The sequence below is a fragment of the Pseudomonas sp. BF-R-30 genome, from assembly GCF_019956175.1.
Lineage (GTDB): Bacteria > Pseudomonadota > Gammaproteobacteria > Pseudomonadales > Pseudomonadaceae > Aquipseudomonas > Aquipseudomonas jessenii.
On sequence record NZ_JAHBDE010000030.1, the window covers coordinates 18,411 to 42,324 of the forward strand.

The 23,914-nt window shown below is 60.1% G+C and carries 28 protein-coding genes; 10 read left to right on the plus strand and 18 right to left on the minus strand.

The features are described 5' to 3' along the window. Positions 1-122: 122 nt before the first annotated feature. Positions 123-1,325: an NAD(P)/FAD-dependent oxidoreductase gene (locus KGB20_RS16375; RefSeq protein ID WP_154862409.1), complete on the minus strand. Its 1,203-nt coding sequence runs from the start codon at positions 1,323-1,325 to the stop codon at positions 123-125. A 313-nt stretch (positions 1,326-1,638) separates the two neighbouring features. Here KGB20_RS16375 and KGB20_RS16380 point away from each other — a divergent pair, with 313 nt between their 5' ends. Beyond that, positions 1,639-2,199, plus strand: coding sequence for an RrF2 family transcriptional regulator (locus tag KGB20_RS16380; RefSeq protein ID WP_154862408.1), 561 nt, complete (start codon positions 1,639-1,641; stop codon positions 2,197-2,199). Between the two features lie 93 nt (positions 2,200-2,292). Here the strand turns inward: KGB20_RS16380 and KGB20_RS16385 are convergent, their stop codons facing one another. Then, on the minus strand, positions 2,293-2,628 hold the full coding sequence (locus tag KGB20_RS16385) for a hypothetical protein (RefSeq protein ID WP_057715459.1): 336 nt from the start codon (positions 2,626-2,628) through the stop codon (positions 2,293-2,295). Positions 2,629-3,009: 381 nt separating this feature from the next. On the opposite strand from KGB20_RS16385, the gene KGB20_RS16390 reads away from it, so the two are divergent. Continuing rightward, positions 3,010-3,249 (plus strand): hypothetical protein, encoded by a 240-nt coding sequence (locus KGB20_RS16390; RefSeq protein WP_008053783.1) that lies wholly within the window; start codon positions 3,010-3,012, stop codon positions 3,247-3,249. 13 nt (positions 3,250-3,262) lie between these two features. Next, positions 3,263-3,613 (plus strand): osmotically-inducible lipoprotein OsmE, encoded by a 351-nt coding sequence (osmE, locus tag KGB20_RS16395; protein WP_150814964.1) that lies wholly within the window; start codon positions 3,263-3,265, stop codon positions 3,611-3,613. 130 nt (positions 3,614-3,743) lie between these two features. Here osmE and KGB20_RS16400 read toward each other — a convergent pair whose 3' ends face one another. Then, complete coding sequence (locus KGB20_RS16400; RefSeq protein WP_150814965.1) at positions 3,744-3,932, minus strand: SPOR domain-containing protein; 189 nt, start codon at positions 3,930-3,932, stop codon at positions 3,744-3,746. Positions 3,933-4,149: 217 nt separating this feature from the next. On the opposite strand from KGB20_RS16400, the gene KGB20_RS16405 reads away from it, so the two are divergent. Next, the gene (locus tag KGB20_RS16405) at positions 4,150-4,512 is read left to right on the plus strand and encodes an NUDIX hydrolase (RefSeq protein ID WP_154910974.1); all 363 of its coding nucleotides are present in this window, start codon (positions 4,150-4,152) and stop codon (positions 4,510-4,512) included. A 3-nt stretch (positions 4,513-4,515) separates the two neighbouring features. Here KGB20_RS16405 and KGB20_RS16410 read toward each other — a convergent pair whose 3' ends face one another. The 9 genes from KGB20_RS16410 to KGB20_RS16450 all read right to left on the minus strand — a co-directional run bounded on the left by KGB20_RS16410 (position 4,516) and on the right by KGB20_RS16450 (position 13,024). Next, positions 4,516-5,214 (minus strand): alpha/beta hydrolase, encoded by a 699-nt coding sequence (locus KGB20_RS16410; protein ID WP_154910973.1) that lies wholly within the window; start codon positions 5,212-5,214, stop codon positions 4,516-4,518. A 42-nt stretch (positions 5,215-5,256) separates the two neighbouring features. Continuing rightward, a complete protein-coding gene (locus KGB20_RS16415; protein WP_090454739.1) occupies positions 5,257-6,030 on the minus strand; it encodes a 1,6-dihydroxycyclohexa-2,4-diene-1-carboxylate dehydrogenase in 774 nt (257 codons plus the stop codon). Positions 6,031-6,305: 275 nt separating this feature from the next. Continuing rightward, positions 6,306-7,319 (minus strand): benzoate 1,2-dioxygenase electron transfer component BenC, encoded by a 1,014-nt coding sequence (gene benC, locus KGB20_RS16420; RefSeq protein ID WP_154910972.1) that lies wholly within the window; start codon positions 7,317-7,319, stop codon positions 6,306-6,308. Positions 7,320-7,329: 10 nt separating this feature from the next. Beyond that, positions 7,330-7,818, minus strand: coding sequence for a benzoate 1,2-dioxygenase small subunit (benB, locus tag KGB20_RS16425; protein ID WP_102672557.1), 489 nt, complete (start codon positions 7,816-7,818; stop codon positions 7,330-7,332). Beyond that, positions 7,815-9,179, minus strand: a complete 1,365-nt coding sequence (gene benA, locus KGB20_RS16430; RefSeq protein ID WP_057715469.1) for a benzoate 1,2-dioxygenase large subunit — start codon at positions 9,177-9,179, stop codon at positions 7,815-7,817. Before benA ends, benB begins: the two co-directional genes overlap by 4 nt. A gap of 236 nt (positions 9,180-9,415) precedes the next feature. Beyond that, complete coding sequence (locus tag KGB20_RS16435) at positions 9,416-10,375, minus strand: AraC family transcriptional regulator (RefSeq protein ID WP_057715470.1); 960 nt, start codon at positions 10,373-10,375, stop codon at positions 9,416-9,418. A gap of 216 nt (positions 10,376-10,591) precedes the next feature. Further along, complete coding sequence (catA, locus tag KGB20_RS16440; RefSeq protein WP_057715471.1) at positions 10,592-11,521, minus strand: catechol 1,2-dioxygenase; 930 nt, start codon at positions 11,519-11,521, stop codon at positions 10,592-10,594. A gap of 53 nt (positions 11,522-11,574) precedes the next feature. Then, positions 11,575-11,865 carry a muconolactone Delta-isomerase gene (catC, locus tag KGB20_RS16445; protein ID WP_008053771.1) on the minus strand — a complete coding sequence of 97 codons (291 nt, stop codon included), beginning with the start codon at positions 11,863-11,865 and terminating at the stop codon, positions 11,575-11,577. A 10-nt stretch (positions 11,866-11,875) separates the two neighbouring features. After that, positions 11,876-13,024, minus strand: coding sequence for a muconate cycloisomerase family protein (locus KGB20_RS16450; RefSeq protein WP_174245512.1), 1,149 nt, complete (start codon positions 13,022-13,024; stop codon positions 11,876-11,878). 124 nt (positions 13,025-13,148) lie between these two features. On the opposite strand from KGB20_RS16450, the gene KGB20_RS16455 reads away from it, so the two are divergent. Continuing rightward, entirely contained in the window at positions 13,149-14,036 is an 888-nt protein-coding gene (locus KGB20_RS16455; protein ID WP_057715474.1) for a LysR family transcriptional regulator, read from the plus strand. 232 nt (positions 14,037-14,268) lie between these two features. Here the strand turns inward: KGB20_RS16455 and KGB20_RS16460 are convergent, their stop codons facing one another. Further along, positions 14,269-15,168 carry a polysaccharide deacetylase family protein gene (locus KGB20_RS16460; RefSeq protein ID WP_154910970.1) on the minus strand — a complete coding sequence of 300 codons (900 nt, stop codon included), beginning with the start codon at positions 15,166-15,168 and terminating at the stop codon, positions 14,269-14,271. 207 nt (positions 15,169-15,375) lie between these two features. Between KGB20_RS16460 and KGB20_RS16465 the strand changes: the two genes are divergently transcribed. Further along, positions 15,376-16,056 carry an SOS response-associated peptidase family protein gene (locus KGB20_RS16465; protein ID WP_154862405.1) on the plus strand — a complete coding sequence of 227 codons (681 nt, stop codon included), beginning with the start codon at positions 15,376-15,378 and terminating at the stop codon, positions 16,054-16,056. A 159-nt stretch (positions 16,057-16,215) separates the two neighbouring features. On the opposite strand, the gene KGB20_RS16470 is transcribed toward KGB20_RS16465, so the two are convergent. From KGB20_RS16470 to KGB20_RS16480, 3 genes are all read right to left on the minus strand, one after another. Beyond that, a complete protein-coding gene (locus tag KGB20_RS16470; protein WP_167362858.1) occupies positions 16,216-16,362 on the minus strand; it encodes a hypothetical protein in 147 nt (48 codons plus the stop codon). A gap of 64 nt (positions 16,363-16,426) precedes the next feature. Further along, a complete protein-coding gene (locus KGB20_RS16475; RefSeq protein ID WP_167362889.1) occupies positions 16,427-16,738 on the minus strand; it encodes an AzlD domain-containing protein in 312 nt (103 codons plus the stop codon). Beyond that, complete coding sequence (locus KGB20_RS16480) at positions 16,738-17,436, minus strand: AzlC family ABC transporter permease (protein WP_007978998.1); 699 nt, start codon at positions 17,434-17,436, stop codon at positions 16,738-16,740. The genes KGB20_RS16475 and KGB20_RS16480 overlap by 1 nt, the downstream gene beginning before the upstream one ends. Positions 17,437-17,603: 167 nt before the next feature. Here KGB20_RS16480 and KGB20_RS16485 point away from each other — a divergent pair, with 167 nt between their 5' ends. From KGB20_RS16485 to KGB20_RS16495, 3 genes are all read left to right on the plus strand, one after another. Next, on the plus strand, positions 17,604-18,539 hold the full coding sequence (locus tag KGB20_RS16485; protein WP_090457832.1) for a sensor domain-containing diguanylate cyclase: 936 nt from the start codon (positions 17,604-17,606) through the stop codon (positions 18,537-18,539). A gap of 285 nt (positions 18,540-18,824) precedes the next feature. Continuing rightward, entirely contained in the window at positions 18,825-19,700 is an 876-nt protein-coding gene (gene dapA / locus KGB20_RS16490) for a 4-hydroxy-tetrahydrodipicolinate synthase (RefSeq protein WP_154862404.1), read from the plus strand. Between the two features lie 60 nt (positions 19,701-19,760). Continuing rightward, complete coding sequence (locus KGB20_RS16495) at positions 19,761-20,123, plus strand: DUF2784 domain-containing protein (protein ID WP_154910969.1); 363 nt, start codon at positions 19,761-19,763, stop codon at positions 20,121-20,123. A gap of 19 nt (positions 20,124-20,142) precedes the next feature. Here the strand turns inward: KGB20_RS16495 and KGB20_RS16500 are convergent, their stop codons facing one another. Together KGB20_RS16500 and KGB20_RS16505 are read right to left on the minus strand one after the other, a co-directional pair. After that, complete coding sequence (locus KGB20_RS16500; RefSeq protein WP_154862402.1) at positions 20,143-21,687, minus strand: sensor domain-containing diguanylate cyclase; 1,545 nt, start codon at positions 21,685-21,687, stop codon at positions 20,143-20,145. A gap of 82 nt (positions 21,688-21,769) precedes the next feature. Then, complete coding sequence (locus KGB20_RS16505; RefSeq protein WP_154862401.1) at positions 21,770-22,297, minus strand: DUF3087 family protein; 528 nt, start codon at positions 22,295-22,297, stop codon at positions 21,770-21,772. Between the two features lie 233 nt (positions 22,298-22,530). On the opposite strand from KGB20_RS16505, the gene ppnN reads away from it, so the two are divergent. Then, the gene (gene ppnN / locus KGB20_RS16510) at positions 22,531-23,904 is read left to right on the plus strand and encodes a nucleotide 5'-monophosphate nucleosidase PpnN (protein WP_057715483.1); all 1,374 of its coding nucleotides are present in this window, start codon (positions 22,531-22,533) and stop codon (positions 23,902-23,904) included. Positions 23,905-23,914: the final 10 nt, after the last annotated feature.

Genomic DNA, 23,914 nt, shown 5'->3' on the forward strand with positions numbered 1-23,914 from the left:
TTGTATTTTTAATTTCATGAAAAAATACACGGTAAATTTCACACAAGCAATCAACGCGTAAAAAATCCCGCTCAGGCGAACCCGAGCGGGATGTTTTTATTCAGACGTGACGTTCGAATCAATCAGGCCACGGGAATCATCGGATCCGCCGAAGCCAGCGCCGAGGCGCGATCAGCCGCCGGTGGGTAGATCCACTGGGTGTTGATCTGAGTCTTCAATGCCTTGGCTTCGTGCTTGACCAACTTGACCTGACGATCCCAACCCTCGGTGTACACCGCGCCCCAAGCGCCCAGATCGAGGCAGGTCACGTATTTCGGCTGGCTGTACGGCGTCGGGTCGACACCGAGAAGCTGCGCGGCGACATTGTTGCCGGCATGGCGGCCCAGCGAAATAGCATGCTGACAGGTCATCAAGGCGTAGTTGCCGATCTCGTCACTGGCCGCATAGGCGACGTCGCCGGTAGCGAAGATGTCGTTCTGGCCAATGACTTTCAGGTGCGCGTCAACATGCAGACGGCCCAGGTGATCACGTTCGGCGGGAATCTGCTCGGTCAGGGAGCTGGCGCGAACGCCGGTGGTCCAGACCACGGTTTTTGCATCGATGCGCGCCCCGTCGGACAGGGTGACACCGTCGGCATCGACCGACACAACCGAAGCTTTCAAGTGCCATTTCACGCCGGTCGCCACGCTGGCCTCGACGATCGATTCGGCGATTTGCTCACCCATCGAGCCGCCCACTTTATCGCCGCGGTCCACGATGATCACATTGATGTCGGCACGGTCGCCGAGGATGGCCTGCAGGCGGGTCGGCATTTCAGTCGCCGTTTCGATCCCGGTGAAACCGCCACCGGCCACCACCACCGTGTTGCGCGCCTTGCTTTCGGGCTGGCTGGCCAGCGCCTTGAGGTGGTTTTCCAGGCGAACGGCCTGCTCGATCTGATCGACGTCGAAGGCATGTTCGGCCACGCCCGGAGTGCTCGACGAAGCCAGACGACTGCCGGTAGCCAGAACAAGTTTGTCGTAGCTGCAGACTTGTCGGGTCCCTGCGGCATCGACATAGCCGACCTGCTTTTGCTCGACGTTGATGGTCTGCGCCGCGCCCTTGATGAACTTGACCCCTACAGCATCAAACAGATCGCCAATCGGCGCGGCCAGTTGATGGGCATTCGGTTCGTAGAAGCGCGGACGCACGCGGAGTTCGGCCTGAGGCGCCAGCACGGTCACTTCAACATCGTTGTGGCCGTGAATGTCGAACAGGCGCGTGGCACTCAATGCGGTCCACATGCCACCGAAACCTGCGCCGATCACCAGAATGTGCTGTTTCATTTTTTGACTCCTGGGGGGAATGACCAAGTGTTGAAAATAGTTGAGCGGTTTAAGGACCGACGCGGGCTTGTACCCAGATAAGCGCCTGCCACTGCGACCGAGCAACTACGACTGTATTGATCCTAGTTAGGTCCTGCAACAGGTTTTTATCGAGGGCTGCCACCGAAAAACGCGACCCATGACCTGAGCCCCCTGTATTCAGCGCATCACAGGAGTGTTTTGTTGTCATGAAAAAAGATTCAACGAGAAGGGATTCGTTGCCTTGCTTACTTTCGGCTGTTAGAATTTACGACTGATTCAGTCGGAGATTTGCATGTCTCTTTACAGCGCGGGTGTCGAATACGGCATCCACTGCCTGCTTTTTCTGGTGGGTAATGGCGGCGACTCGCGCGAAGCGAGCGTGCGCGACCTTGCCGATCTGCAAGGCGTCCCTCAGGACTATCTGGCGAAAATCTTCACCAAGCTGGCCAAGGCCAGACTGGTGGTCGCCACCGAAGGCGTGCGCGGTGGCTTCAAGCTGGCCCGGCCCGCCGACGAAATCACCTTGCTGGATATCGTCAATGCCATCGACGGCCGCAAGTCGATTTTCGATTGTCGGGAGATCCGTGGTCGTTGCGCCGTGTTTGACGGCGCCCCGCCTGAGTGGGCACTGGAGGGTCTGTGCGCGATCAATGGCGCGATGATGGTTGCGCAAAAACGCATGGAAGAGGCCCTCGCGCAACAAACCATCCTCGACATCGCCAGGAAATTCGGGCGCAAGGCCCCGCCAGAGTTCGGCGTCAAAGTGGAAAGCTGGATGAACGAGCGCCGGGAACGCAAAAGTGCCACCCAGGCCAGTGAGCAAATCATCCCGACGACCAACCTTTCAGACTGATCCACACAAAAAAAACCGGATGCGCACCAGACATCCGGTTTTTTCTGGATTCAGGCGAACATCGGTCGCTGACCGATTTTCGGTCTCCCGCGCTTACAAACAGTCGCGCACGATTTTGCGCAGGTCGCCGGACTTGGCCCAAGGTGGCCCCTGATACAGCGAAACCCGGCTGCCTTCCTTGTACTTCACGATATCCAGCACTTCGTCGGCCGTGATCACGCTGGGCGCGGTGATGCGGAATCCGTTGGATATCGAAACCTGGGTCGTATTCGATACTTCCTTTTGCCAGGCAGGCAACACGCACGCCGCATACTCTTTTGGCGTCTTCTCGCTGTGCTTGCTGACATTCGGCTCACCCGGTACCAACGAAGCCGGCAACGAGCACCCGCCCAGCAATGCCAACACGACTCCCCCCATCAACATCCGCATGCTGTTTCCTTTAATTTGAAATAAGAAAATGTAGCTCGCCGTCGTCCCTACAGCCATCCCCAACGATTCAGCGACTGTCATTGATATCGCTTGCCCCGGTTAGTTCCTTGAATTCAGATAATCCATCCATCTTTCGCAGGCGTCATGGTTGGTCGCTGCCTCCAGGTCAGCGATCAATTTCTGGGCCATGGCCCTGAAATCATCGGTTGTGGTCATTTTACGTCGTCCCCGCAGGAACAATCGGCATTTGAGTAGGACAGCTTACTTTTTCGTTCGCTGTTGTTTTCCCGACCAAAGGAGACCCCGCTGATTCAGACGAACACAACATACGGCGCGGTAAACAGGTCTAAAATTTTGGTGTGCAGAGTTCAGGAGGTCATCATGTGGCTTAACGAATCGGAACAGGAACTTCGGCGCGATCTGCAAGGGCTTGCGTCAGATTTGCGCTGGTCGGCCGTCGAGCTGTTGCGCATCGAGCAGCAATTGCGCCTGCTCGGGAGCGAAGTCGACGCGCAAGCCGTTCAAAGACTGTGTTCTTTATTTCAGGGCGATGAAGAAAAGCTGTCCGGCTACGCCGAGGAAGTGAAGGCCAAGGTCATTAGCCGCAACAAGGCTCAATAGCGGGAGCGCTGCCATGAACAGACCTCTATTCACGCTGGTCGTCGTACTGACCGCGTTGGCAGGCTGCAGCACCAACTCGATCTACAAGGATCAGCCGCTGGTCGCGAAAGTCGACACCGGCATGACCCAGGAGCAAGTCCGGCAAATCGGCGGCCAGCCGCTGGCGGTCAGCAATCGTAGCGTCGAACCCGGTACGTGCTTTGACTACAAACTGACTCATGCCGACCATCAGCAGCCGTACAACGTCAGTTTCGACGGCCGCGGCATGGTCGACCACAAGAGCTTCATGACCTGCGCGGAGTGGAGCCACACGCAGCAAAAGGCCAGGGAACCCTCCCGCCCCAGCGGAGGCGGCGGCTACTAGCGCCCTTGAGGATTTTGCAGGCTGTAGGAGCGAGCTTGCTCGCGATGGACTCAAGCGCGGCGGGTTTAGCCAGGAAACACGCGTTATCGTTAGCGACCATCGCGAGCAAGCTCGCTCCTACAGGGGGGCTTCATTTTCCCGCAGGCCTGCCGGCACGTGCCCTGTAGCCGGGCAGCGATGCGGCAAATGCCAGCGCTTCTTCCCGACTGGCAAACGAGCCAAGCCGGTCACCCTGGGTACATACCCGCCAGGGGCCGTTGTTCACGCTGAGTACGTCATAACCATTCATGTGCATCTTGTTCAACATCGGAACGCTCATAGTCACCTCCTCTCGGGCAGTGATCTCAGGTTGACTTGCCTACCTTACACCCACCCTTGTCCAAAATACCGACCAGACGTCGCCATGGAAATTCCCGAAATCGATTGCACTTTTCCTCGCATTGCCCCCTCGAATTACTTGTAAAGTGCTCAATCGGCCCTGGCCCGAATGCTGCATTTCAATGCCTGTTCCATGTCAACCGGCCATTAGGTAATCAATGAAAGTACGCGCAACGATCATCTGCGAGCAGGAACGGCATGTACTGCTGGTACGCAAGCAAGGAGGACGCTGGACGCTGCCCGGCGGCAAGCTCGAACAGGGTGAAAGTGCAGCCGATGCCGCCGTTCGCGAACTGCTGGAGGAAACCGGCCTGCGGGTCGACGAGTTGATATACGTGCTGGAACTGGAGTCGGGCGGCACCCGACACCACGTATTCGAGGTGTCGGTGCTGAATCTGGAGCAATTGCGACCGCTGAACGAAATCACCGATTGCATCTGGCACCCGCTTGATGCGCTACACAACCTGAACATCAGCGACGCCATGCGCAGTATTGTCAGCACCTTTGTGCGCCGCTTGTAGGCTCTAGCCTTTGGCCAACGCCGTCGCAGCCCTGTCGATCAAGGCCGCCACTTCGGCGGGCATCGACGCCAATGACGCGTGGCTGGCATTCAAGGTCAGGATCTCCCTGGCGTTGAGTCGCGCGGCCATCCATTGCTGGTTCTGTGGCGCGATCATCCGGTCTGCGGTCGAAATCTGATACCACGATGGCTTTTTCTTCCAGGCCACCGTGCCAATGGTGTCACCGAAGGTACTCGCCAGCGGCGCTTTCTGGGTGAGGCCCATGACCAACCCTTCGGTCGCCGGCAGGTCCTGACAGAAACTTTCGTGGTAGAGCTCAGGCTTGACCCACAGGTATCCGTCGCTGTCGGGAGCCAGGTTGGCCGCCGCCGCTGGCAGATGCCTTTGCGTGATGCCACCGGGGCTTTCACCGGCGTCCGGTGCGAATGCGGCGATGTACACCAGGCCCACCACATTCGGCATATCACCCGCTTCGGTGATCACCGCGCCGCCATAGGAATGCCCCACCAGCAGCACCGGACCGGGCACCTGGGCGACCATCTTGCGCGTACGCTCGGCATCATCGGCCAGCGAAGTCAGCGGCAACTCGACGGCACGAATGCGTGTGTCACCCCGGCTGACCAATTTAACGATGACCTTGTTCCAGTGGGCAGCACCGCCCCAAAAACCATGGACCAGCACGATCGTGGGTTTATCACTCATCACCATGACTCCGTTTGCCGATGGGGTTGTCTGTCGTTCGCCTCAGCCCTGATCGCCGCCGCCCACGGGCATGACCATGCCGGTGATATAGGACGCGTCGTCGCTGGCCAGAAACAGAATAGCCCCCGCCTGCTCATCCAGGGTGCCGTAGCGTTTCATCAAACTGCTGTCGAGGGTCTGGTCGACGATCTGCTGGTACCAGAGTTTTTCCTGCTCACTCTGCTCGGCACCATTGCGGGGTATGCGTCGCGGCGGTGCTTCGGTGCCACCAGGCGCCGTGGCATTGACTCGCACGCCGCGACCGGCGGTTTCGAACGCCAGACAAGCGGTCAAGGCATTGACCCCACCCTTTGCCGCACCGTAGGGCACGCGGTTGAGGCTGCGGGTAGCGATGGAGGAAACGTTGACGATCGCACCGCTGCCCTGCTGCAACATGAACGGCAGCGCGGCATGGCAACACCACAAGGTCGGGAACAGCGAACGGCGAACCTCGGCCTCGATCTGTGACGCTTCATAGTGCTCGAACGGCTTGGCCCAGATTGTCCCGCCGACGTTATTGACCAGCACATCGAGGCGACTGAAGCGCTCGACGGCGGTTTGCATCACCCGACTGCATTCCTCGTATTGCTCAAGGTCGGCGGTCAGGGCCAGTACCTGGGTGGTTGGCGCCAACTGTTGCTGGACTTCGAACACCAGGTCGGAGCGATCCACCAGGATCAGCTTCGCCCCTTCGGCGGCCATACGCTCGGCCACCCGCCGCCCGATACCTTGGGCTGCGCCGGTGATCAGCGCGACTTTTTCGTGAAATCTGTTCATGTGTACCTCATGAAGAAGGTTGCCGTTCAACTGTGGGAGCGAGCTTGCTCGCGAAAGCGGTGTCACGGGCAACATCGATGTTGAATGTTCCTGCCTCTTCGCGAGCAAGCCCGCTCCCACATGAGTCCTGTGTCGGGCATGGCATTTGCGTACGACTGCTACCAACTGTGGGAGCGGGCTTGCTCGCGAAAGCGGTCTCAGGGGCAATATCAATGCTGGATGTTCCGGCCTCTTCGCGAGCAGGCTCGCTCCCACATTGGGTATTTGTGCGTGACTCAAGCCGCGCTGGCAGCAAATTTTTCGTAGTAGAAATTCGCTGGCTTGATGCCTTGCTCGCCAATGTACCGGCTGACGGCCTCGACCATCGGCGGCGGGCCGCACAGGTAGACGTCGACGTCGCCATCGTTCAAATGCCTGGGCTCGATGTGCTGGGTCACATAGCCCTTGAGCGGGTGTTGGCTCTCGGGGCTGGCGACGCAGGCGCTGAAGGTGAAGTTGGGGATGCGCGCGGCAAAGGCTTCGAGGCGGTCGAGTTCCACCAGGTCGAAATCGTGGGTCACGCCGTAGATCAGATGCAGCGGGTGATCGCTGCCCTGCTCGGCGATCTTCTCCAGCATCGCGGTGAACGGCGCCAGCCCGGTGCCACCGGCCAGCAGCAACAACGGCCGACGGATGTCGCGCAGGTAGAAGCTGCCCAAAGGACCGGCCAGGCTCATGCAGTCGCCGGCCTTGGCCATGCCGGTGAGGAAGCTGCTCATCAGGCCACCCGGCACGTTGCGGATCAGGAAACTGACCTCACCGTCGCGCTGCAACGAACTGAACGAATAGGCACGGGTCTGCTCGCTGCCGGGAATCCCCAGGTTCACGTATTGCCCCGGCAGGAACGCCAGTTTGCTCAGGGATTCGCCCTTGATCGACAGCGCGATAGTGCTGTCGGACAGTTGGCGCACGGCACTGATGGTCGCGTCGTAGCTGGCCTGACGGGTGCGGCAAACCTGCGAGGACGTCGGTACGCGCACCACGCAATCGCTCTGGGCACGCATCTGACAGGTCAGGACAAAGCCCTGCTCGGCCTCTTCAGGGCTGAGGGCGTCTTCGATGTACTCCTCGCCCAGATCGTAGGTGCCGGCTTCGGCAAAACACTTGCAGGTACCGCAAGCACCGTCTCGGCAGTCCAGCGGGATGTTGATGCCCTGGCGGTACGCGGCATCGGCCACGGTTTCGCCGACGTTGGCGTCGATGAACCGGGTGACGCCGTCTTCAAAATTGAACGCAATGGAATGGGTCATGACGGCAGTCTCACAAGTGGTAGACATCGATGACCTGGCGAACGTAATCGTTCTTCAGAATCACTTTCTTGGCCAGGATCAGCGGGTTTTCACCGCGCACGTCGAGGGTGTAGAAACTGCTGCCGAAATAGCTGTCGACGGTCTTGTAGCGAAAACTCAGGGTGTGCCAGTTGAAGCGCACCTTGCACAGTCCGTCGGCCTGTTCGAGCAGCTCGATGTTGCTGATGTTGTGGGAGGTGCGGGTGTCCGGCACGCTGGCGCTGGAGCGCTCGGTCTTGATGCGGAAGACGCGGTCTTCAAGGCCCGTGCGGTTGCCGTACCAGATCAGCGAGATTTCCCGCTGCGGGTCTTCGGTCAATTCGTCGTTATCGTCCCAGGACGGCATCCAGAATGTCGCGTCGGGGGCGTACAGCTCCAGCCACTCGTCCCACTGACGATCATCGAGGTAGCGCGCCTCGCGGTAGAGGAAATCGCGAACGGCATCGTAAGAAATGGTCATTGCACGTCCTCCACGGCGATCAGCTTCGACTGTTCGGCAGCCAATGCCTTGAGCATGGTCTGCTGCCAGTACTTGTGTTGCAGCACGAACAGGCCTTCGTCCTCGGTGCGCACGCCGCTGAGCAGCGGATGCAGGTCGATTTCTTTTGCAGCCTCGTCAGCACCTTCGATCCAGTGTTCGGCGCCACGGGACATGTCGTTCCAGGTGGTGACGCTGCCCTGGTAGCTGGTCTGACAGGAGCGGAACTCTTCCAGATCGTCGGGCGTGGCCATGCCGCTGACGTTGAAGAAATCCTCGTACTGGCGAATCCGGCTGGAACGGGCGTGGTCGCTCTCGCCTTTGGGGGCGATGCAGTAGATGGTGATTTCCGTGCGGTTGACCGAGATCGGCCGGGCAATGCGGATCTGCGAGCTGAACTGGTCCATCAGGTACACGTTGGGATACAGGCACAGGTTGCGCGAGTTCTCGATCATCCAGTCGGCGCGGGCCTTGCCGAAGTCTTGCGCCAGCTCATCGCGGCGCTCGTACAGTGGACGGTCCTCGGGATTGGCCCAACGGGTCCAGAGCAGCATGTGGCCCTTGTCGAAGGAATAGAAACCACCGCCCTGCTTGGCCCAGCTGCCGGCGCTCATGGTCGGGTTGGTGTCGCCGGCTTCGCGCTGCTTGCGCTGGTTCTGGGTGGCCGCGTAGTTCCAGTGCACGGAGCTGACGTGGTAGCCATCGGCGCCGTTCTCGGCGGTGAGTTTCCAGTTGCCTTCGTAGATGTAGCTGGAGGAGCCACGCAGCACCTCCAGGCCATCGGCGGACTGGTCGACGATCATGTCGATAATCTTCGCCGACTCGCCCAGGTGTTCGACCAATGGCAGCACATCAGCTTTCAGGCTGCCGAACAGGAAGCCGCGATAGGACTCGAACCGCGCAACCTTGGTCAGGTCGTGGGAACCTTCGCAGTTGAAGCTCGACGGGTAGCCGGCGTTGGCCGGATCCTTGACCTTGAGCAGCTTGCCAGAGTTGTTGAAGGTCCAGCCGTGGAACGGGCAGGTGTAGGAGCTCTTGTTGCCGGACTTGTGCCGGCACAGGGTCGCGCCGCGATGGCTGCAGGCGTTGATAAAGGCATTGAGCACACCGTCCTTGTTGCGCGCGATGAAGATCGACTGGCGCCCCATGGTGGTGGTGTAGAAATCGTTGATGTTGGGGATCTGGCTTTCGTGGGCCAGATACAGCCAGTTGCCTTCGAAGATGTGTTCCATCTCCAGATCGAACAACCGGGGGTCGGTGAACATCTCGCGCTTGCAGCGATAGAGGCCTTGCTCGGGATCGTCTTCAAGCAGGGAATGCAAATATTCGGGTCGCAGGGTCATGGCCGCCGCCTCCATTGTTATTGTTCAGGCAGGGGTCATGCTAGGACGGGGGGGCAGGCTGGAATATCCGCGCAGTGCAGACCTTTATCCGTTTTGTGCAATGTGTTTTTTGTAGGAGCGAGCTTGCTCGCGAAAAACCTGAGAGCACTGCGGGGTGTCAGGTTCCCCGCGTCATCGTTGACCTCCATCGCGAGCAGGCTCGCTCCTACAGTAGATCGGGCGCCATTGCTGGCGCCTCAATGCCGGCGCTTGAGGGTATCGGACGGCAATTCGCCGAACTGCTTGCGGTAGCTGTCGGAGAACCGGCCCAGGTGCAGGAAGCCGTAATCCATTGCCACTTCGGTGACGTTGCGCACGTTGCAGGTTGGATCGCTCAGGCAAGCGTTGATGCGTTCCAGGCGTTTCTGGCGTAGATAGTTTTTCGGCGTAAGGCCGGCATTTCGCTCGAACAATCCGTACAACGAGCGCAGGCTCATGTGGGCCTGGCGCGCCAGCTCTTCGCTGTCGATGTCCTGCTTGAGGTTATTGGCGATGTAGTCGGCAATCGCCTCGAACGTGGCCGTCTGCGAGCCCAGTTCGAGGCGGCTGACGTTGGTTTTCATCAAGCTGAGCATCTTGCTGACGATGATCTGCGTGTAATGCTCCTGGACCCTGGGGATCTGCTCGGTGGATTCGGCCTCCTGGCAGATCATCGCCAACAGGTTGACGAAGCCTTCCAGTTCATCGAGCTGATAACGGTTTTCCAGAAACCGCACGCCCTGCCCCGGATAGCGCCAGCGCTGCTCATCGCAGACCGATTCAAACAAGCGGGTCGGGACTTTTAGGATGAATTTTTCGCAATCGGCGGAGTACGTCAGGTCCACCGGATCGTCAGGATTGATCAGCAGCAATTCGCCGGGAGCGAAGTAATGTTCCTGGCCGTGGCCACGCCACAGGCAATTGCCGCGCAGCAGCACTTGCAGGTGATAGATGCTGTCCAGCGCACCGGACGTCACCCGCACACTGGCACCGTAGCTGATGCGGCACAGGTCGAGGCTGGCGAACTTGCGATGGTCGAGACTGGCCAGCGGGCTGCCGGCACGGGGCATGAGAATGCAGTGGTTACCGACGTGCTGATTGACGTAGCCCGACACCGCATAGGGGTCGGCATGGTCGAAAACTCTGCTGCGCTGACTCAACAGTTGAGCTTGCATCATCGGGTCACTCTCGTTGTTGTTATAGGTTGCGTCGGGGCATTCTAAGGCAGTACTTGCAGTGGCGTATCAGTGGACTGACCTGTGGGCATTCTCAATGAAACCTGTAGGAGCGAGCCTGCTCGCGATGGACTTGAGGACGCCGCGGGGAATCAGGCACCCGGCGTTATCGTTAACGTCCATCGCGAGCAGGCTCGCTCCTACAGGGAATCAGGACAATCAGTCCTCGAGTGCGCGAACCCGCTCGTGGCGCTGCTGTTCTTCAGGCTGGGCCGAGGACTGCAGGGTGAAATCGAAGTCGATTTCGGCAAAGCGACCGCTCACACCATGGGCCGCCGCGCGCTGCTGATCGTCGCTAAAGGTGATTTTGGCGATCAGTTCGTCACGGGTGGCGTAGGCGAAATCGTCGTGCAGGTATTGATCGCCGTCAAGGTTGATCTGGGTGGTCAGGTGGCGATGATCCGGCGCGGAAATGAAGAAGTGCACGTGCGCCGGACGCTGGCCATGACGACCCAGTTGATCGAGCAGTTGCTGGGTCGGACCGTCCGGTGGGCAGCCATAGCCCGACGGCACGATGCTGCGGAAACGATAGCGGCCTTCGGCGTCGGTCACGATACGGCGACGCAGGTTGAATTCCGATTGCGTGGTGTCGAAGTACGAGTAGGTGCCACCGGTATTGGCGTGCCAGACATCCACCACGGCGCCGGCCAGGGGTTCGCCAGCAGTGTTGAACACGCGGCCTTGCATGAACAGGGTCACACCCGGATCGACGCCGTCGTCCAGACGCGCTTCGCCTTGCGACAGCGGCGCACCCGCCACGTACAGCGGGCCTTCGATGGTGCGCGGGGTGCCGCCGGACTTGCCGGCCTGCTCGTCTTCGGCGTCCATCAGCAGATCGAGGTAGTGCTCCAGACCGAGACCGGCCACCACCAGCCCGGCTTCCTGGCGAGCGCCCAGCACGTTGAGGTAGTTGACGGCTTTCCAGAACTCTTCCGGGGTCACGGCCAGGTCTTCGATGATGTTCACCGAATCACGCAGGATGCGATAGACCAATGCCTTGGTCCGTGGGTTGCCGGCATCGTTGAGCAGGCCGCTGGCCTCTTCGAGAAATTTCTGGACTTCGGCAGTGTGGGAAATCTTGACGTTCATTTTGAAGGGTTCCTCATCTTGTAATTATTAGCGTAGCGCTGAACAGGCTGGGCTCAGCGGTCATCGTCACGGATGGAAGAAGGATGCCGGCACATCGCGTCGATTTCGATGGCCATGTACGGGAACAGCGGTAATTGCATCAGCAGGTCATGCAGTTCCTGAACGCTGTCGACATCGAACACGCTGTAGTTGGCGTAGTGCCCGGCGATGCGCCACAGGTGGCGCCACTTGCCCTGCTCTTGCAGGCGCTGGGCCAGGGCTTTCTCGTCAGCCTTGAGTTTGGCTGCCGCTTCGGGATTCATGTCGACCGGCAGATTCACGGTCATTTTTACGTGGAACAGCATAATGCTCTCCTCAGGCTTGATGAATGGCGGTGGATGTCTTGTCGCGGCGGAAGAACGCCAGGCGCTCTTCATCCAGGCTCAGGCCCAGGCCCGGCGTTTTCGGCACGTGCAGTTCAAAATCGCGATACACCAGCGGTTCGCTGAGAATGTCTTCGGTCAGCAGCAACGGGCCGAACAGTTCGGTGTCCCACGCCAGCTTGTTCAGGGTGACGAAGGCATGGGCCGAGGCCATGGTGCCCAGGCCACCTTCAAGCATGGTGCCGCCGTACAGGGCAATACCGGCCGCTTCAGCGATGGAGGCGGTGCGCAATACGGCACGTGGGCCACCATTCTTGGCAATTTTCAGGGCGAACACCGAAGCTGCGCCTTCGCGGGCCAGGTTGAACGCATCTTCCACGCATTCGATGGATTCGTCGGCCATGATCGGCGCCGGGCTCATGGCGTTGAGGCGAGCCATGCCGGCGCGGTTGTTACGCGAGATCGGCTGTTCGATCAGGTCGATGCCGTTGGTGCCGAGGATCCGGCAGGCCCGCAGCGCCACCGCTTCGTCCCAGGCCTGATTGACGTCGACCCGCACGCTGGCGCGGTCACCCAGGGCCTTCTTGATGGCGATGACGTGGGCCAGGTCGCGGTTGACCTCCCCGGCGCCGATCTTCAGTTTGAAGATGCGGTGGCGACGCAGGTCGAGCATTTTTTCCGCTTCGGCGATGTCCTTCTCGGTGTCGCCGCTGGCCAGGGTCCAGGCCACCGGCAGCGCATCGCGAACACGACCGCCAAGCAATTCGCTGACCGGCAGGCCGAGGCGTTTGCCCAAGGCATCGAGCAGTGCGGTTTCAATACCGGATTTGGCGAAGGTGTTGCCACGAATGCTGCGCTCCAGGCGCAACATGGCAGCGTTGACGTTGTTGCTGTCCTGGCCGATCAACAGTGGCGCGAAGTGCGTGTCGATGTTGGTCTTGATGCTGTCCGGGCTTTCATTGCCGTAAGCCAGACCACCGATGGTGGTGGATTCGCCGATGCCTTCGATGCCGTCGGCGCAACGCACGCGGATGATCACCAGGGTCTGGTTCTGCATGGTGTGCATCGCCAGCTTGTGCGGGCGGATGGTCGGCAGATCGACGATGATCGTCTCGATCGACTCAATGGCTGTTGCAAGCATTTCGATACCCGTCAGGTTCTTGAAGTTCTGGAATCGATTCTCGTACGGCTTTTTTCCTGAAGCCAATATAGAATTGGTCTGACTTGATACCTTAAAGGTATGCAACTGATTGGCTGGAGGCCCCATGGAACTGCGGCACCTGCGTTACTTCCAGGTATTGGCTCAAACCCTCAACTTCACCCGCGCGGCCGAGTTGCTGCACATCGCCCAGCCGCCCTTGAGTCGGCAAATCCAGCAACTGGAGGACGAACTGGGGGTGATGCTGCTCGAGCGCGGCCGACCGCTGAAGTTGACCGACGCCGGGCGGTTTTTCCACGAGCACTCCACCGCCCTGCTCGAACAACTGAACAAGGTCTGCGACAACACCCGGCGCATCGGGTTGGGTGAGAAAACCTGGCTGGGTATCGGCTTTGCGCCGTCGACACTGTATGGCGTGCTGCCGGAACTGATCCGCCGGTTACGCAGTGGCGAGCCGCTGGAGCTGGAGCTGGGGCTTTCTGAAATGACCACCCTGCAACAGGTGCAGGCGCTCAAGGCCGGGCGCATCGACATCGGTTTCGGTCGAATCCGTATCGACGACCCGGCCATCGTCCAGACCGTGCTCACCGAAGACCGCCTGGTCGCCGCCCTGCCCGCCGGGCATCCGTTGCTCGCAGGGCCCATCAGTTTGCGGGAACTGGCCAAGGAACCCTTTGTGCTGTACCCCGGCAATCCAAGGCCGAGTTACGCCGACCATGTGATTGCCCTGTTCGAGTCCTACGGCGTGAGCATCCACGTCGCGCAATGGACCAACGAACTGCAAACGGCGATCGGGTTGGTGGGGGCGGGAATCGGCGTCACGCTGGTACCGGCCTCGGTGCAGTTGCTGCACCGCGACGACATCGGCTTCACCCCGCTGCTGGAAGACAACGCCACCTCGCCGATCATTCTCAGCCGACGGGTGGGCGATGTATCGCCGGGGTTGAACCATTGTTTGCGGATGATTGATGAGCTGCTGCCACCGGCAGCGTAAGGTAATAGAACAGGCGATAATCACCTGTGGCGAGGGGGCTTGTCGGATCGCCGCACCGCCCCGTTCGGCGGCGCAGCCGTCGCAAGCTGAGATGGTTTTAGGGCCGCTGCGCGCCCCAACGGGGGCAAGCCCCCTCGCCACAGGTCAGTGTTCACTGGGAACCTGGGGCAGCCCGCAACCCGCCCGGTGAAATTCGCAATGAGTGCGATCCAGTTCTCATTTCTGCAAGCGTCTAACGGGTGTTCCCGCCCCAGATCCAGTTCCAGAACCCCGGCAACTCGACTGGCTGCGAACCGTCGCGCACGGTGCGCGCCATGGCCGCCCGCTGTAATTCAGCCTGATCGTCGTAAAACGGCTTGTCGGCGGTTTTCACCCCGGTCTCCCGGGCGCTGTCGAGCAGAATCTGCAGGTATTCGCGGGTATGCCGGGCGGTATAGCGGTTGAGGTCGTGGAAGGTCACCACCACCGGAATCACGCCATCGACCACCGGCAACTCGCCGCGGGCAATGCGCTCGCGAACTTCGGACATCGAGCGCAGCATGTGCGACCGGCGCCGGGGGCTGGCGTTGAAGCCCCAGATCTTGCCGTCATTGGCGCTCAAGTCGGTGAGCAGTACATGCAGACCATGCCGCTGATAAGCGGCGAAGGTGCGTTTGTCGTAGTTCCAGAATGGCGGGCGCAACAGGGTTGGCGCAGCGCCGGTAATCGCAGCGATGTCGGCGCTTCCATCGATGAGGGCCTGCTCCAACACGGGTGGGTCAAGGGAACGATGATTGGTGTGCCTGGGTGTTGCCGTGTGAAAGCCCAGGATATGACCTTCGGCATGTTCACGACGCATGATGTCCCGGCCCAATTCGCTGCCACCGGCTCGCGGAGCGCGGGTTTGCACGAAGAACACGGCCTTGATGTCCGATTGCAGCGGGTTTTGCGCCAGGCTCTCCAATACAGTGACGGTCGGATTCCACCAGCTCGATGCACTGGGGCCGTCATCGAAGGTCAGCAGAAACCGGATGGGGGGTTGCGCCTGCAAACGCTGCTCGGTCCGCGGAGTCATTTCGATGGGTGCGGCGATACAGCCGAACAAACCCACTGCCAGGGCGCACACCGTTAAACACTTGAACAATCGTTTCATCTTTTGCCTTGGGCCAGACCATCACGGTCGATACTTCAATGGGCAAGGATCCTTCGCCCGCTCATCCGTCGTCGGCCCGCATCCAGACGACGGGCCGAGGTTGGATAGGGTACACAGGGTTTGGTTCCGGTGCTTGCCAGGCCCGTTTCGCCACGAGCAACTAAACTCAAAGCTTCGGTCGGAGCGTCTTAACCGGAGTGTCAGGCCATGTGCGGACGACTGTCGCAATACCGTGGAATCCACGACTTCGTAGCGGTGCTGAGCATCCCCGATGCGCTGATCAATCGCGTCGGCAACGAACCCCTGGGGCACTATAACGCCGCCCCCACCACGCAACTCGCCCTGCTGCACCTGGAGAATGAGCGCCTGCACGCCGATGCCGTGCGTTGGGGTTGGCGACCGCACTGGGCGACGGATCGCGTGGAGCCGGTCAATGCCCGGGTCGAGAAAGTCGCCCACGGCCCGTACTTTCGGGCGATCTGGCCCCATCGCGCGATCTGCCCGATTGATAACTGGTTCGAATGGGTCGACACCGGCGAGGCCAACAAACAACCGTGGCTGATTCGGCGACGGGACCGCGCCCCGGTTTTCTGCGCGGCCATCGGCCAGTACCCCATCGGTGGAGCGCCCCACAGGGAGCACGACGGTTTCGTCATTCTGACGGCCGACAGCGCGGGCGGCATGCTTGACGTGCATGACCGCCGACCGGTGGTGTTCTCACCCGAACTGGCGCGGGAATGGCTGGACCCGGCCACGCCCAGGGAGCGAGCCGAGGAAATGGCGTTATCCCAAGGCGAGGCCAGCGATGTATTCGAGTGGTACAAGGTCGACAGGGCCGTTGGCAATGTCAGGAACCAGGGCGCCACGCTGATCAAGGAAGTCCCATGAACTGATCAACCGCTGTAGGAGCGAGCTTGCTCGCGATGGACTCAAGAGCGCCGCGTTTAGCCAGTAAACACGCGTAATCGTTAACGACCATCGCGAGCAAGTTCGCTCCTACAGCAGCATTACGCTCAATGGCGGGGCTTCGTTGTATTCCCGTGCTGCTCAGAACTTGCGGTCAGGCTCTGACAGTTCCTTACCGTCGTCAGGATGCTTCCAGTCCGGTACCGAACGTTTCTGCTGCTCAATCTCTTCTTCCGTGGGTTCGTCCTCATCTTCTTCCGGGTCCGGTTGCTTGGGTTCATTGGCCATGTTCACCTCTCTTCCTGAAGGGATCGGTCATCAACTTAAGCTTAGATCAGTTCCCCTGCCCCGCTCAGAGCCACCAGCGCAGCAAAAAGAAGAAGCCCATGCTCAACAGCATGCTGAGCAACGTATTGCGCGTGTAGAGCACCAGCCCGACCGCCACCAGCGAGCTGATCAGATAGGGATTGTCCCAGTGCAGATTCAGCTGTTTTTCCGGCATGAACACAATCGGCCCGCAGATGGCGGTCAACATGCCCGGTACGGCAAACCCGAGGAACTGCCGGGCATTGCTGCTCAAGCGTAGCGGCAGTCGCGGTTCCAGAAAAACATAGCGGTTGAGGAACACCAACACGCCCATTCCGATAATCACTGCCCAGACCATCATGTGCGTCCACCGTAGAATTTATTGCAGACAAACCCGGCGGTCATGCCCGCCAGCCCCGACAGCACCAGCGCCGAGCCCCATTGCCAGTAGCTGAACAGCACCGAGCAGAACAGCGACACCGCCACGCACACCACGGTCGGCACATTGCGCACCACCGGGGTGATCAGGGCGATGAAGGTCGCCGCGATGGAGAAATCCAGGCCCAGGTGTTCAAGGCCGGGAATGCTGCTGCCGAGCACAATGCCCGCCAGGGTGAACAGGTTCCAGGCGATGTAGAACGTCAGGCCCACGCCCAGGGCGTACCAGCGGTTGAACTGCTGTTTGTCGTGCTGGCTGGTCAGGGCGAACAACTCATCGGTGAGCAAGAACCCCAGGCCCGCGCGCCAGCGCCCCGGCAATGGCGAAATCACCGAGCGCATGCTCATCCCGTAGAGCAAATGCTGGGAGGTCAGCAGCAGTGTGGTCAGCAAGATCGAAAAAATCCCGGCACCGCCCTTGAGCATGCCGATGGCCACCAGTTGCGCGGCACCGGCAAACACAATGCTCGACAGGCCCTGGCCTTGCAGGGGCGTGAGGTTGGCTTCGATGGCCATGGAACCGGCCAGCAAGCCCCAGGGCGCGGTGGCCAGGGACAACGGCATGATCGCCGCTGCGCCGCGCAAAAAGGCACTGCGCGGCATGATTGAGTTGGACATAACGTTCTACAGACAGGGATAGACCCCAGACTGTGCCAGCAGTCGCGGCCGAAGGCTTGAACAATCTTGCTCACTGATACGTGGCGTGCCATTCATCGGCTGCCCGCTTGATTCGCCAAAGTGCTAGCAACATGATGGCCCTGCATTTTCATCGAGGCAGGCCCTTCATGAGTTCAGTGGAAACCGACAGCGACGTTTATAAAACCCTGCTTGAATCGACCCGGGCGATTCCCTGGCGCATCGACTGGAAAACCATGACGTTCAGCTACATCGGGCCACAGATCGAAGAACTGCTGGGCTGGAAACAGCACAGCTGGGCGTCGGTCAATGACTGGGTCGAGCGCATGCATCCGGATGACCGCGACTACGTGATGGACTTCTGCGTCTCGCAATCGCGCGCCGGTATCGATCACGAGGCCGACTATCGCGCACTCACCGAAAGCGGTGAGTACGTCTGGATCCGCGATGTGGTGCATGTGGTGCGCAAGGACGGCGAAGTCGAGGCGCTGGTAGGTTTCATGTTCGATATCAGCGAGCGCAAGAAAACCGAAGAGCACCTGATCCGCCTGCAAAAGCAGCTTGAAGAGTATTCCTTCCAGGACGGCCTGACCGGCATCGCCAACCGGCGCATGTTCGACACCGTGCTGGAGCGCGAGTGGAACAATGCCCAGCGCACCGGCTTGCCATTGTCGGTGATCGTGCTGGATATCGACTACTTCAAGCAGTACAACGACCATTACGGCCACATCAAGGGCGACGAATGCCTGCGCCGCGTTGCGCAAACCTTGTCCCTGGCGGCGAACCGGCCACGGGATTTCATTGCGCGGATCGGCGGTGAAGAGTTTGTCTGGCTGCTGCCGGAAACCGATGCCGAGTCAGCGCGGCTGGTGGCGCACAAGTGCCTGCACCTGATTCGCCAGCAGCAGATTCCCCATGAATTCTCGAACGTGTCGAAGCTGCTGAGTATCAGCCTCGGCGTCGGCACCACCCTGGCGTCGATGCACGCGACGGCCCTGGAATTCGTCGAACAGGTCGATCATCTGCTGTACAAGGCCAAGCACAATGGCCGAATGCGCGCCGAGTACGCCGATTTTCGTGATTGACAAACGGCGCGCCGGCTTTTAAAACTGAGCGCCTCACTCAGGGTGTAAGCAAGTATGTCCGCAACCTTCAATCTCGACTCTTCCGTCATTGGCTTGATTGCCAAGGCGCAAGGTTGCGTTGCGCACGCCCTCAAATCGAAGAAACAGTCGCTCATGTGACCGGGGCGCGCTGTCCCGTCAGATGAGCTGACAGGACATTGAGCGCGACGGACCACCCTCCCCTTGCTTACTCTCCTTCCATGCCCCTGACGGTGACGAATTCGGTCAACCATCAGGAGAAAGTGCATGTCAGCGTTTCAAGGTATCTGGGTTCCACTGGTCACACCATTCCACAACGGCGCCATCGATTTTGTCGGCTTGCGCCGGCTGGTCAGCCATCTGCTGGAAAAAGGTGTCGACGGTCTCATCGTTTGCGGCACCACCGGAGAACCGGCGGCGATGGGCAAGCATGAGCAACTGGCGGTGCTTGATGCGGTGCTGGAACTGGCGCCGGCGCAACAGGTGGTCATGGGCCTGGCCGGTAACAACCTGACCGAGTTGTTGCAGTTCCAGAGCGAGATCCTCAAGCGCCCGGTGGCTGGCCTGCTGGTGCCGGCACCGTATTACATCCGCCCTTCCCAGGCCGGCCTCGAAGCGTTTTTCCGCACGGTCGCCGATGCCTCCAGCGTACCGCTGATTCTCTACGACATCCCATACCGTACCGGCGTGACCTTCGAACAGGCGACCCTGCTCAACATCGTCGCCCACGAGCGGATCGTCGCCATCAAGGATTGCGGCGGTAATTTTTCCAACACCCTCGCCTTGCTCAACAGCGGCCTTGTCGACGTGCTGTGCGGCGAAGACAACCAGATCTTCAATGCCCTGTGCCTGGGCGCCAAAGGTGCGATTGCCGCGTCGGCGCATGTCCATCCCGAACTGTTCGTGCAGTTGCACCGGCAAATCCGCGACAACCAATTGGCCGAAGGCCGCGCCACGTTTTTCCGTTTGCTGCCACTGATCAACAGCCTGTTCCTGGAGCCCAACCCGGCCCCGGTGAAAACCGCACTGGCCCTGCAAGGCTTGATCGGTGACGAACTGCGCGCGCCCATGCAACGCAGCAGTGAACCGATGACCGAGCGTTTGAAGGGTGTACTCAGCGCATTGGGCCGCGACAATCGATAGAGCAACGGCCTGCGGCCCGAGTAACATGGAGCGATTCGTTCAGCCTTCAGGGGCACCGACATGCTGTACCGAATCGCCGCCGACGGGCTGATGCTGTTTCACTTGCTGTTCATCGTGTTTGTGTTGTTCGGCGGGTTGCTGGTGCTCAAATGGCGCCACCTGATCTGGTGGCACCCACCGGCCGCGCTGTGGGGTATGGCGGTGGAGTTCTTCCACCTGCCCTGCCCGCTGACCGACTGGGAAAACCGCATGCGCCATGACGCCGGGCAAACCGGCTATGGCGGAGGATTCATCGAGCATTACATTTGGCCGGTGATTTACCCGGTGGGGCTGACGCCGGCTATTCAGTTGGGATTGGGCGCCGTGGTGTTGCTGATCAACGTGCTGATCTATCTTCGGTTGATCAAGCGATGGACCGCCTGATCTTCAACCAGCCCGACGTTCAGTTGGCGATCACGCTCATGTTCCGCCCACTGGCCTTGGCCACGTACAGCGCCTTGTCTGCCGCACCAATCAGGTCTTCGGGGCGGACCGGGGACGCGGCATTGCTGGCACAGACGCCGACACTGACAGTCACGGTGCCTTCCGGGCTGTCACTGTGGGCAATGTCGGCCTGCAGTACCGCACGGCGGATTTTCTCCGCCACCAGAAATGCCCCCACATAGTCGCTGCCGGGCAGCACCACGGCAAACTCTTCGCCACCATAGCGGGCGGCCAGGTCACCGGGACGCTTGATGCTGTCCGTGATGATCGCACTGACCTTGCGCAAACACTCGTCACCGGCCAGGTGGCCGTAGCGGTCGTTGAACGGTTTGAAATGGTCGACATCAATCATCAACAGCGCCAATTCGGACTGGCTGCGTCGGGCACGGCCCATTTCGGCATCGATGAAAGCATCGAGCTGACGGCGGTTGGCCAGCCCCGTCAGCGCGTCCTTGAGGGCCAGGCCTTCGAGGTTGCGATTGACCTCCAGGAGCTTGTCCTGGGTGTCCAGCAACTCGACCTGCACCAGGTTCTGCTGTTTCATCAGTTTGATAAGCCGAAACCCCAGTACCCCGAGAAAACCCAGCAACAGCGTGACGATGCCGGTGCTGAGCAGCGTCTCCTTGCGCCAGCTGCCGAGCACCTCATCCTTGTTCAACGCGGTAAAAACGATCAGCGGATAACCCTCGACCCGGCGATACCCTATCACCCGCTCGACACCGTCGATGATCGACCTGATCGTCGCCGTCCCCGCGTCGCCCTTGGGCAACAACTGGGTGAACAACGGGCTCTTGGCGAGGCTGGTGCCGATGTCCGCCTCCTTGAAGGGTCTGCGAATGACAATGCTGGCATTGTCGGCGATCAGGTTGATCACGCCGTTACTGCCCATGTCGATGCTGTCGTAGAGCTGCAGGAAATGGCTGAGGTAAATCGTCGCCACCGCCACCCCGGCAAAGCTGCCGTCGGGATGATTGAACCGGCGCGAAACCGTCATGATCCATTCACCGCTCGAACGGCTCTTGATCGACGGCCCGATGTGCGGCCCACGGCTGGGGTTATCGCGATGGAAGGTGAAGTATTCGCGGTCGGAATTGTTGACGCCGGTTTGGCCGGCGCCGTTGGAATTGGCGATCCATTGCCCTTTTTCGTCGAAAACGAACACGCCATGGAGCTGACTCAACTCACTGCGCTGGGCATTGAGCAATGCCGGCAGCCGGGATTGATCCACACCCTCGTGCTCCAGCCGATCGACCAGGGTGAACAACAGTGTGTCGGCCTGCTTGATCGTTGCCTGCGCTTGCGATGCCAGGGTCTGCGCAAGGTTGGACATCGTCACTTCCTTGTCATGCAGGTAGTACTGGCGCGAGCTCCAGGCTTCCCAGATCACGATAGCCACCATCGACAGGCACACTGCGAGCAGCAGGATCACCGCCGAGCGGACCTTGAGCCGGGGCACGGCTGGCCGGAGCATTTCAATATGATCGTTGATCGATGGATGTCCCATGGTGCTCCCTGATTGTCTGTGACAGGGCGATACTTCCTGATCGCCTCTTTTGCACTATGCCTGATACAGGCTCGCAATGATGTTAGCGCGACGCCTGCTTTACCGCCTCCAGCCACGCCGGATCCAGCCGCGTCTGTTCGGTGTCGATGCCCAGCGCTTGCATTCGCTCCTTGTGCTGATCCATTTCGCGGAGCAACTGGCCGTGGTCGCTGGAGTTGCCATCGAGTTGATGCATCTGGTTCAACCCCAAATGGTAGAAACGCAACAGCTTCATCGCAACCGGATCGCCCTTTTCCACGGCCGTCGTTACATGATGCATGACATTGGTAACGCTCATCAGGCTGCGCTTGAGTTGCCAACTGTAGACCGCCGGCGCCATCCATTCCTGGCGCCAGAACACCTTGCGCATCAACGCTGCCATCGCCAGCACCGCAACGAACACGCCACCGGCATTGAAGCGCAGATTGTCGCCTCCCGGCGTGCCGAACAGAGCCACCGCCGCCGTGGACAGCACCATCGCCAACGCCAGAAAGATCAGGGCAATGATGACCGTGCTGCGCCGGGTCTGTTGCCGGTAGGTCTGGGCGTTCATCGGCTGGATTTCGAACATTGCGTCGGGTTTCCTGAGCTTCAATGGTAAAAAGGGGTCTGAGGCAAAAAGACTGCGGGCCATTATCGCCTCTGCGCGGGATTTAGCTATGCTGGGGCTCCTTTTCATCTTTTCATCGTCAAGCAGGGACATGGCGAGACAGCGCAGTTCGTGCCATCTTCTTTCATGAATACACATTATTCGGATGCCATTCGTTGTTGTTGTGTGAATGACATCGTTTTAAGGATCATTGAATGACCCAACGCCAAGTTATCAACGCCTCCGTCAGTCCCAAAGGCAGCCTGGAAACACTCTCGCAACGGGAAGTCCAGCAATTGAGCGAAGCCGGTTCCGGCAGCACCTACACCCTCTTCCGCCAGTGCGCCCTGGCCATCCTCAACACCGGCGCCCATGTCGACAACGCCAAGACCATCCTTGAAGCCTACAAGGATTTTGAAATCCGCATTCACCAGCAGGACCGTGGCGTGCGCCTGGAACTGCTGAACGCCCCGGCCGACGCCTTCGTCGACGGTGAAATGATCGCCAGCACCCGGGAAATGCTGTTCAGCGCCCTGCGTGACATCGTCTACACCGAAAACGAACTCGACAGCCAACGCATCGACCTGAGCAGCTCCCAGGGCATCAGCGATTACGTCTTCCACCTGCTGCGCAACGCCCGCACCCTGCGTCCTGGCGTCGAGCCGAAAATCGTGGTGTGCTGGGGCGGGCACTCGATCAACACCGAAGAATACAAATACACCAAGAAAGTCGGCCACGAACTGGGCCTGCGCAGCCTGGACATCTGCACCGGTTGCGGCCCCGGCGTGATGAAAGGCCCGATGAAAGGCGCCACCATCGCCCACGCCAAGCAACGCATCCACGGCGGCCGCTACCTGGGCCTGACCGAACCCGGAATCATCGCCGCCGAGGCGCCGAACCCGATCGTCAACGAACTGGTGATCCTGCCGGACATCGAAAAACGCCTGGAAGCCTTCGTCCGCGTCGGCCACGGCATCATCATCTTCCCGGGCGGCGCCGGTACGGCCGAAGAGTTCCTGTACCTGCTGGGCATCCTGATGCACCCGGGCAATGAAGGCCTGCCCTTCCCGGTCATCCTCACCGGGCCGAAACACGCCGCGCCGTACCTGGAACAACTGGACGCATTCGTCGGTGCGACCCTGGGCGAAACCGCCAAGCAGCACTACCAGATCATCATCGATGACCCGGCCGAAGTGGCGCGGCAGATGACCCAGGGCCTCAAGGCGGTCAAGCAGTTCCGCCGCGAGCGTAACGACGCGTTCCACTTCAACTGGCTGCTGAAAATCGACGAAGGCTTCCAGCGCCCGTTCGACCCGACCCACGAAAACATGGCCAACCTGAAACTGAGCCTCGACCTGCCGTCCCACGAACTGGCAGCGAACCTGCGCCGCGCGTTCTCCGGCATCGTCGCCGGCAACGTCAAGGACAAGGGCATCCGCCTGATCGAAGAACACGGGCCGTACCAGATCCGTGGCGACGCGGCGATCATGCAACCGCTGGACCTGCTGCTCAAAGCCTTCGTCGCCCAGCACCGGATGAAACTGCCGGGCGGCGCGGCGTATGTGCCGTGTTATCGGGTGGTGGCATAACCCTTTCGGT